This is a genomic window from Microcoleus sp. T2B6 (assembly GCF_036700475.1).
GTDB lineage: Bacteria > Cyanobacteriota > Cyanobacteriia > Cyanobacteriales > Microcoleaceae > Microcoleus.
The window spans coordinates 1-9,852 of the sequence record NZ_JAUBOZ010000171.1 but is presented as its reverse complement, the minus strand read 5'-3'; the positions used below and the strand labels follow the sequence as shown (position 1 = coordinate 9,852).

The 9,852-nt window shown below is 47.4% G+C and carries 2 protein-coding genes and 2 pseudogenes; 2 read left to right on the top strand and 2 right to left on the bottom strand.

The genetic code is table 11. The features are described from left to right. Window positions 1-535: 535 nt before the first annotated feature. Both QUA00_RS35195 and QUA00_RS35190 read left to right on the top strand, forming a co-directional pair. Entirely contained in the window at window positions 536-6,064 is a 5,529-nt protein-coding gene (locus QUA00_RS35195; protein ID WP_333413152.1) for a cadherin-like domain-containing protein, read from the top strand. 403 nt (window positions 6,065-6,467) lie between these two features. Continuing rightward, window positions 6,468-8,149 (top strand): annotated as a pseudogene (locus QUA00_RS35190) (IS1634 family transposase). A gap of 549 nt (window positions 8,150-8,698) precedes the next feature. Here QUA00_RS35190 and phnE read toward each other — a convergent pair. Continuing rightward, window positions 8,699-9,493, bottom strand: coding sequence for a phosphonate ABC transporter, permease protein PhnE (gene phnE, locus QUA00_RS35185; RefSeq protein WP_333413150.1), 795 nt, complete (start codon window positions 9,491-9,493; stop codon window positions 8,699-8,701). A gap of 125 nt (window positions 9,494-9,618) precedes the next feature. Next, window positions 9,619-9,852 (bottom strand): annotated as a pseudogene (locus tag QUA00_RS35180) (hypothetical protein); the annotation flags it as partial.

The following is a 9,852-nucleotide window of genomic DNA, read 5'->3' as shown; positions in this document are numbered from 1 at the left end:
ATTATACTGATGCTCGGCAAAAAAGTCATGGTGGGGTTCCCCAGTATTTATACTCATCGCAAAAGTGACACGCTCCCTCTGGTCTCCCCCATGCAGTGTGGTCGATTGCCACTAATATGTGTTCCGTTGGGGGTGCTTCTTTCTGTAATTGCTCCAGATACAGCAGCATCAGTTTTTTTCGGTCTGGTCTACAGTCTTGTAACGCTTCGTAGACGCCGAGGCGTTTGACGATTGAATAATGGATTGAGCGAAAATTCCGCTAAACATGACGCATTCGGAGTGGTCATCACGCTCATCCATGAGCTCGAATGTTGCATCTTTCGCTTTCACTAATAAATCGTATGCTGCTCCCAGGAAAGTCCTTTAATCGTTCACTGTTCATTTAAGGAGTGGATAGGTTTTATTTTTCACCCTCATTCTCTCCTGGCGCGGTGGCTCTAGTTCTTCTTTTGCCACCGTTCTCATCTTTGGTTAGTCTAAACTACAGTGATAAATTGATTCTAAGAAGCTCAATCGTTTTGGGAAAATATCTACAATGGATCAACAAATCGTGTCAAAAAATGTATCGGGAACACCTTTGGCCAAGCCTGATGAAACACAAAATCCTGTCGGGGATTTAGACAAGAACAGCCCTACAATTACCGATGCGGAGTTCGCGGAGTTTATTAAGCAGGCGATCGCCGAAAACCCCGATGGCGTTAAGACCAAACTTCCGAATCAGTCTAACGGTGCACCCGAAACAGGTGCTGCTGATAACAGCCAAACTGCGGAATTTATGGGCGTACTAGAAGAAGGTGCGGGCGACAAAGATGACGATGATGACAGCGGCATCGATCGCCGCGGAACTCTCTTCGGTAATGATGGCGATGACGTAATTGTCGATCACCGCGGAACTCCCTCCGGTAATGATGGCGGTGACGTAATTTTCCTCACCGGCGATGAGGATGAGATATACGGCAAGAAAGGCAAGGACAAAATCAAAGGAAACCGTGAGAAAAACAATAAAATCTACGGTGGTAAAGATGACGACGATTGCGAGGGCGGCGATGGCGACGATGAAATAAAGGGCGATCGGGGCAAGGACAAGGTTAACGGTGGCCAAGGCAACGACAAGCTTAACGGCGGTAAAGACGACGATACCGTGATGGGCGGTACCGGCAACGACACCTGCGAAGGCGATGACGGCGATGACTGGGCCCACGGCAACGAAGGAGATGATAAGGTTGACGGCGGCGCCGGCAACGATACCATCTACGGCGGCAAAGACAACGACGATTGCGAAGGCGGCGAAGGCAACGATAACGTGCGGGGCGACAAAGGCAACGATACCCTTAACGGCGGCAACGGCAACGATACCCTTAACGGCGGCAAAGATAACGATACCGTTAGCGGCGGTGCCGACGGCGACCTTTGCAGCGGCGACGACGGCAACGACAACGTTAGCGGCGGCACCGGTAACGATACCGTGATGGGCGGCGACGGCAACGACGAGTGTGAAGGCGACGACGGTGACGACAGCGTTAGCGGCGGCACCGGCAACGATACCGTGCTCGGCGGTGGCGGCAGCGACACCTGTGCAGGCGACGAGGGCGACGACAGCGTTAGCGGCGGCATCGGCGACGATACCGTGATGGGCGGTGGCGGCAGCGACACCTGTGCAGGGGACGAGGGCGACGACAGCGTGATGGGCGGCGACGGCAACGACACCTGCGAAGGCGACGAGGGTGACGACAGCGTGATGGGCGGCGACGGCGACGATACGCTGATGGGCGGTGCTGGCAACGATACCCTCGTTACTGGCGACGGCAATGACATGGCAGACGGCGGCGACGGCGACGACAGCGTTGTCGGCGGCGGCGATGGCGAAGATACGCTGATGGGTGGCGACGGCAACGATACGCTGATGGGGGGTACTGGCAACCATACCTGTATAGGCGGTGCTGGAGAGGACGTTTTTGTCATAAGTAACAGTACCTCTGGGGCAAGTGCAGTCATCACTGACTACGAAGACGGCAGCGACAAGTTTCTGCTGTTTGGCGACTTGAACTTTAGCAGCTTGACCTTTATACAAATCGGTGTCAATACCGAAATTCGGGTCAATAACTTCGCGCTGGCGCTATTGTTGAATGTCAACGCAACGCTTATCACTGCTGGCGACTTTTTGGGAGTTAATCCTCAAACTCCAACTCCAACTCAACCTCAAACTCCAACTCCAAATCAACCTCAAACTCCGATTTTTAACCCTGCGCGAGTGGAAGCTAATCAGCCCTTGACTGCTGGTTCCAGCGGCGACGAGCAAACTCTTACTTCTGAGTTGTTGAGTTTTGTCGATGACGAGCAAGGTCCTGGCGGCATAGTCTACACGCTAACCGAGCTGCCCGATCCTACAACCGGCCAACTATTGTTGAATGGAGTCCCAGCACAAGTCGGTTCTACCTTCTCTCAAACAGACATTAACGCAGGCTTGGTAAAATTCAAAGCGGCAGTAGGTTTTGTCGGTGCGCTTAGTATTGGTTTTGAAGTTAGCAACGGCAGAAGAACTCTCATCAACCAGCGTTTTAGCTTGAATGTCGAGCAAAATGTCTTTATTTTTGCTGGCACTACAGCACCTCAAGTTATTGTCGGTTCTGCGACGCTGGATAACGACATCGAAGGCAGCGATGGTGCCGATGTTATTATACTCGGCAAAGGCAACGACAAAATCATCGGCGGCAAAGGCAAGGACACAATTAAAGCAGGCGATGGCGATAACGATATCGACGGTGGCGATGACGATGAGGAGATCGAAGTCGGCAAAGGCAAAAACAAAATAAAAGCAGGCAAAGGCAAGGACAACGTTAAAGCCGGCGATGGCGATGACGATATCGACGGCGGCGATGATGATGACAATATCGAAGCTGGCGGCGGCGATGACACAGTAGTAGGCGGTCCTGGGAATGACGTATTAACCGGAAATGAGGGCAATGACACGATCGAAGGCGGCGAAGGAACCAATACTCTAATTGGTGGTGGTGGAAACGATCGCTATATTTACCGCACTTCCCGCCAACAGATTCAAACAGTTGCAGAAGCTGACTTAATTACTGACTTCAATGTCGCTGAGGATCTTTTAGAGCTTTCTACAGCAGATTTTGGTAATCTCAGCGTTTCTAGCTTGACCCGACTGGAGATTACTGCTACTTCTACTGTTGGGTCGATCGGCAGCGCTAATTTGCTCGACTTCACCGCGGATATCACTGTTACCAGCATCGCGTCTTTGCAAGCCCGGTTTATAGCTTTGGGTGGCAACCTAGACGCGCCTACTTTCTGTCAGTTCATAGATGCCGAGACCGGCCGTTCTGTGCTGGTATTTGCTGTTGGGGCGCGCTTTGAAATTGTCACCAGTTTCTCGGCGAGCATTCGCCTGGATGTCACTAACATTGTCTTCACGGTCTTCACGGGCCCACCACTTAATATTCTTGTCGGTACTGCTGGTGCGGACAATGCGGATTTCACCACTTCTCCGGCCCCTGTTAATTACGATGGTTTAGCAGGCGATGACAAGATTGTCGGCAGCAATTATAACGATAGCCTCAAGGGCGGCGACGGCAACGATACCATCACTGGCAGCCTCGGTTTGGATGTCATAAGCGGTGGCAGTGGTGCGGATCTGTTTGTTTACAAAGCAGCAGGCGAAGGCCCTGATGCGATTACTGACTTTACCTCTGGAAGTGACAAATTCCAGTTTACCGCGAGCGCTTTCGGTAATTTGACGACGACTAACTTTGACGCTGTAAGCGGTTCAAATCCTGACATTACTGGCAAAGAGTTAGTGATTTTCACAGGCGGCAGTTATGCCTCTTTGGAAGCTGCACAAGCTAAAGCCCTGGGCAATTCTACAACTGCTGGTTTCTTCGCCTTTACGAATGCCTGGAACCAGACGGTGTTGTATTTTGACTCGAACGGTACTGTAGCCGGTGGTTCTACCTTGATTGCGAATCTGGGTACTGCTGCTAGCAATCTGGGAACGGCGGACTTTGTATTTACAGGTACGATCGCTTCTTCTGATACTGGTACTTCTCCCACTGGTACTACTACCAACTCAGGTAGCGTTGTGGATTTAACTGCTGCTGGGAACACTTACCCAAGCGACTTTAACAATTTCGGTTCAGGTGCTGGCGGTTACAACTTCACTACTCCTGTCTTGTTTACCGGAGATGCGAAGGCTAACAGTGTCACTGGTACTGAATTTGCTGACATCTTCAGCGGCGGTTCTGGTGCAGATGTGATCACTGGCGGTGCTGGTGCGGATCTGTTTGTTTACAAAGCAGAAGGCGAAAGCCGCGATAGGATTACTGACTTTACCCCTGGAACTGACAAATTAGAGTTTACCGCGAGCGCTTTCGGCAATTTGACGACGACTAACTTTGACGCCTCCAGTGGTTCAACTCCGGACATTACTGGCAAAGAGTTAGTGATTTTCACAGGCAGAACTTATGCCACCATTCAGGAATTTACTGCAGAAGCTAAGGTTCTGGGGAATTCTACAACTGCTGCTTTCTACGCATTTACGAATGCGTCGAACGAAACAGAGTTGTATTTTGACTCGGACGGTACGACAGCCGGTGGTTCTAGTTCTACCTGGATTATTAATTTGGGTACGGCTGCTAGCAATCTGGGAACGGCGGACTTTGTATTTACAGGTACGATCGCCTCTTCTGCCAATGGCACTACTGTGACTGGTACTACTACCAACTCAGGCAGCATTGTCGATTTAACTGCGGCTGGGAACACTTACCCAAGCGACTTTAACAATTTCGGTTCAGGTGCTGGCGGTTACAACTTCACTACTCCTGTCTTGTTTACCGGAGATGCGAAGGCTAACTGGGTCACTGGTACTGAGTTTGCTGACATCTTCAGCGGCGGTTCTGGTGTAGATCTGATCACTGGCGGTGCTGGTGCGGATCTGTTTGTTTACAAAGCACCAGGCGAAAACGACGGTGATGCGATTACTGACTTTAAGTCGGGAACTGACAAATTCGAGTTTACCGCGAGCGCTTTCGGTAATTTGACTACGACTAACTTTGACGGTGTTAGCGGTTCAAATCCGGACATTACTGGCAAAGAGTTAGTGATTTTCACAGGCGGCAGTTATGCCACTTTGGAAGCTGCACAAGCTAAAGCCCTGGGCAATTCTACAACTGCTGGTTTCTTCGCCTTTACGAATAATGCGTCGAACCGGACTGAGTTGTATATTGAGTTGTATTTTGACGCGAACGGTACCGCAGCCGGTGGTTCTACCTTCATTGCGAATCTGGGTACTGCTGCTAGCAATCTGGGAACGGCGGACTTTGTATTTACAGGTACGATCGCCTCTTCTCCTACTGGTACTACTACCAACTCAGGTAGCGTTGCCGATTTAACTGCTGCTGGAAACACTTTCCCCGTCGCCTTTAACAACTTCGGTTCTGGTGCTGGCGGTTACAACTTCACCACTCCTGTCTTGTTTATCGGAGATGCGGCTGATAACAACGTCACGGGTACTGAGTTTGCTGACATCTTCAGCGGCGGATTGGGTGTTGATCGTTTCAACGGCGGTGCAGGTAACGACAGCATCTCCGGTGGCGCTGGTAACGACAGTCTCTTTGGCAACGCGGGTAGCGATACTCTCAACGGTGACGAGGGGAATGACACTTTAATCGGTGGTGGGGGAACCAATGTTCTCAACGGTGGTGCTGGTGCGGATCAGTTTACGTTCCTCGGAACTACTGCTGGCGGCGGGGATGTAATTACCGATTACAGCATTGCTGACGATCAAATTAGCATCTCCAACACTGGCTTTCAAATCGGAACCGGAGCTGCATTTGTGACTCAGAGTTTGTACGCTTACAGCAGCACAGTGTCTGATGTAACTGTGTTTGAAGCAAATTTAACCCAGCCGTCGTTCATTGCTCTCTACGACGGTTTGTCTACTAAACTGTATTACGATAGCAACGGTTCTACGGTTGGCGGTAACAGTTTGTTTGCAACTGTCAATAATGTCGATTTAGGAATTTCCGGTAGTTCTGAATTGTTCTTGTTCTAAACGGCAAGAATCCTAATCGGGATATCGGTACGGTTAGGGGCACGGCAAGCCGTGTTCCTACCCACATTCCGCACCCCAACTGGCACATACACGGATTGAGCACGTCACAGTGAGCAAGTCGAGAGAATAGTGAGTAGAAATACCCAAAGACTTGGGTCGTTAAGCATCACCCAGTTGTCCATTCTTGCAAATTCAGGTTCGGGCATGAGTTAAATCTGATTGTGTGAAAAATGCGTAAGCGTTGCTGGCCGTAGGCATCGGCCCAAAACCAAGTTGATTGCCCAGCGGTAAGATGATTCATGAGGAAAATGCGTTAATTGCGATCGCAACCATAGCCAATCATTACCAAAAATAGTGTAAACTGGCGAGCGCGATCAACGCTCAAATCAGGATCAAGCCGCCCATGCAAAAAGCATCCCAGATGAAAGTAGAAAACCTAGATCATCTGGGCCTGATAGCCGGTCTAGTTGATGAAATAGGAATTGTCGAAAAAATCAATGAATTAGTAGGCGAACAACCAGGTGAAATAGTCAGCCCCGGCTTGGTAGTTAAAGCCATGATTATCAATGGATTAGGGATGGTTTCCGCCCCACTATATTTATTTTCTAAATTTTTTGAAGGGAAAGCAATAGAACATTTACTTGGGTCAGGAATTCAAGCATCACATCTGAATGATGACCGTTTAGGCAGAGTATTAGATAAATTATAAATGGCCGTAATTACCGAAATATTCACAACAATTGCCCTGTCAGCGGCTCAAAAATTCGAGATAAAAACCGACACATCTCACTTAGACTCAAGTTCATTTCATCTACATGGCAAATATGAACAAGAATTGCCAGCAGTATCTTTTTCTAGCACAGAAATGGATAGCAATCAGTTGGATAATTCATCGATAGAACATCAAACATCCCCAGTACCAATTAAGATTACCTACGGCTACAAAGAGTGACCATCGCCCCGACTTAAAACAGTTTATTTTAGACCTAATTTGTAGTGGAGATGGAGATGTACCACTATTTTTGCGAGTAGCTTCAGGCAACGAATCAGATAATTCCATATTCGCCTCAATTTGTCAAGACTTTAAAAAACAGTTAAATTTCGACAGTTTAATGGTAGCCGATAGTGCATTATATACGGCTCCCAACTTAGAAATGTTAATCAATTTAAGATGGTTAACTCGCGTACCACTGAGCCTCAAACAAGCGCAGCAATTGGTATGTCAACTAAATGAATCAGAATTTCATGAAAGTTCAGTGACAGGATATCGTTGGTCAGAACACAAAAGTAATTATGGTGGAATTGCACAAAGATGGTTAGTAGTAGAGAGCAGTTTGCGGCGTGATTCTGACCGACGCAAGTTAGAAAAAAACCTCAAGAAAGCTGAAGTTGAAGGTCAGAAAAAGTTGCGAGAATTATCAAATATTGAATTTGCTTGTGACACCGATGCCTTGTCAGCAGCAAGTCGTTTATCTGCCAAACTAAAATATTATAATTCAACCCAAGTTAGTAGCAGACAAGCGACAGCAAAATCCGCGGCTAATTCGACCAGTTCTGACATTTCTAGCTCCAAGTTAATATTTAAAGTTCAAGCACAACTAGAATTAGATGAAGCGTGCGGTAGCCAAAGCAACCAAAGCTAGTGGCAGATTTATCTTAGCTACTAATGTGCTGGATGCCTCACAATTAAATCCTGATGAAATGATTGTAAAATATAAGGAACAGCAGTCGGCAGAGAGAGGGTTTGGGTTTTTGAAAGATCCCCTATTTTTTACGGATAGCGTATTTCTCAAGTCGCCGGAAAGAATCGAGGCTTTAACTTTGGTAATGGGTTTGTGTTTGTTGATTTATACTTTAGGTCAAAGGTTACTCCGGCAAAACTTGCAACTCACTAATAAAACCGTAAAAAATCAGTTGGGCAAAGGAACCAATCGACCTACTTTGCGCTGGATATTCCAAAGTTTTCAATCGATTCATGCCGTGTGTATTCAAGGAATTCAGCAAGTTTCTAATTTGACATCCGAACGGTTAGCTATCTTAAATTTGTTTCCAGTCACCTGTCGGTCTTATTATTTTTTGTTGTGAAATGAACTCGATTATTGATTGGTAAAACTGACTTAGATTTAAATAATTTTTGATTCAGCAGTGATGTATTATTGTCATAATGCGGGCGATATATGCTGGAATTTAATAGTTGTTAATGGTCGGATTTTTGATGTTTTATGGGTTAAGAAGATTTAATTCATGCCCTCACGTCAATTTTTAGGAATTCCTAACTGAGTGATGCGATCATTACAGAGATTTTTGGGTGTTTTTACTCACTATTATCCCCTCAATTTGCGTATGTGCCAGTTGGGGTGCGGAATGTGGGGTTAAACACTTTAGTTGCTATTTTTTGGGTAGGGGAACGGCAATGCCGTTTCCTCTTTTGCGGTTGTCGATGGTTGGAGTCGATCGCACTCGCGAGGGCAATTTCACCCTCCAATCCGGTTTATTTTACCCGTTACGCGAAATAAGGACACGGCAGTGCCGTTTCCCTACAATTAATCGGGCCGTGGTTAAATCCGATTGGGCGATCTTTTTTGGGTAAGGACACGGCATTCCCGTGCCATTATTTTGTTTCTCAACCTGTCCTTATTTTGTTTCTAGCCGCTGCCGCCATTTGCTGCTAATAACATCTATCACCGTGACTACAACTAACAGCACTAACATCATTGTTGTTGCTTTGTTGTATTCAAAATATCTGATATAATTCACCAATTCAAAGCCTATTCCGCCAGCGCCGACGACTCCCAACACCGAAGCCGCGCGGATGTTATACTCAAACATCCACAGCGTATAACCCAATGCTAGCGGCAATACTTGCGGGAAAATGCCGTATTGGGCAACTTGCAGCCAAGATGCACCTACGACTTTTAAAGATTCGACCGATCGCGCTTCTACTGATTCGATCGCCTCCTGATAAAATTTAGCAAGATAGCCGATAGTATAAATTGCCAGGGCTAAAGTACCCGCCGGCGCGCCCAAACCAGTCGCCGATACAAACAGCAACCCCAGCACAATTGAAGGAACAGAACGCACCGCATTTTGTACCAAATTGGCCAGCCATTGCAGCCACCTTGGTGCTATGTTGTGGGCGCTGCAAATAGCAACTGGCACGGAAATAATTGCCCCGATTGTCGTTCCCCAAAGCGACATTTGGATTGTCTCGATTAAAGCCTTAATTGCTACATCCATAATTTCGAGATTCGGTGGCCACAAGCGCGAGATAAAATCAGTCATGTAAGGCCAACTGCCGGCCAGGGTTGTTGCATCAATTTCTAGTCCGCGCAGCGCCCAACCGTAAAGTACAATTAAACCTACTGCAATACCCAGATTTTTGATCCAGCCATAGTTTTTAGAGAAAGTACCCAAGTTTTTTTCGGTCATCTGCGTTTATTTTTAGATTGAGGTACAGCGATTTTTTTTAATTAGTGAAAGGGCTTTTTTTTCAACGAACCGCTTCGAGGTGCGTTAGCGCTAGGACACGAAGGAAGATAACAAAAGAGAGGAGTTCACACTTCTACTTTGGGAGGTGTTAATTTGCTAAATTTGTCGGAGAGGTTGTGGCATTTGCCATCATAGACTATCTGGCCGACATCGAGGACGATCGCCCTTTCTGGATAAGTGCTGGCCATTCCCAAACCGTGCAATACTACAACTACTGTCATTGGGAGCGTGTCACTTTTGCGATGAGTATAAATACTGGGGAACCCCACCATGACTTTTTTGCCGAGCATCAGTATAAT

Excerpts from the sequence above, each read along its gene's own strand:
- QUA00_RS35195 (WP_333413152.1), top strand. The coding sequence starts at position 536 with ATGGATCAACAAATCGTGTCAAAAAATGTATCGGGAACACCTTTGGCC.
- phnE (WP_333413150.1), bottom strand. The coding sequence starts at position 9,493 with ATGACCGAAAAAAACTTGGGTACTTTCTCTAAAAACTATGGCTGGATC.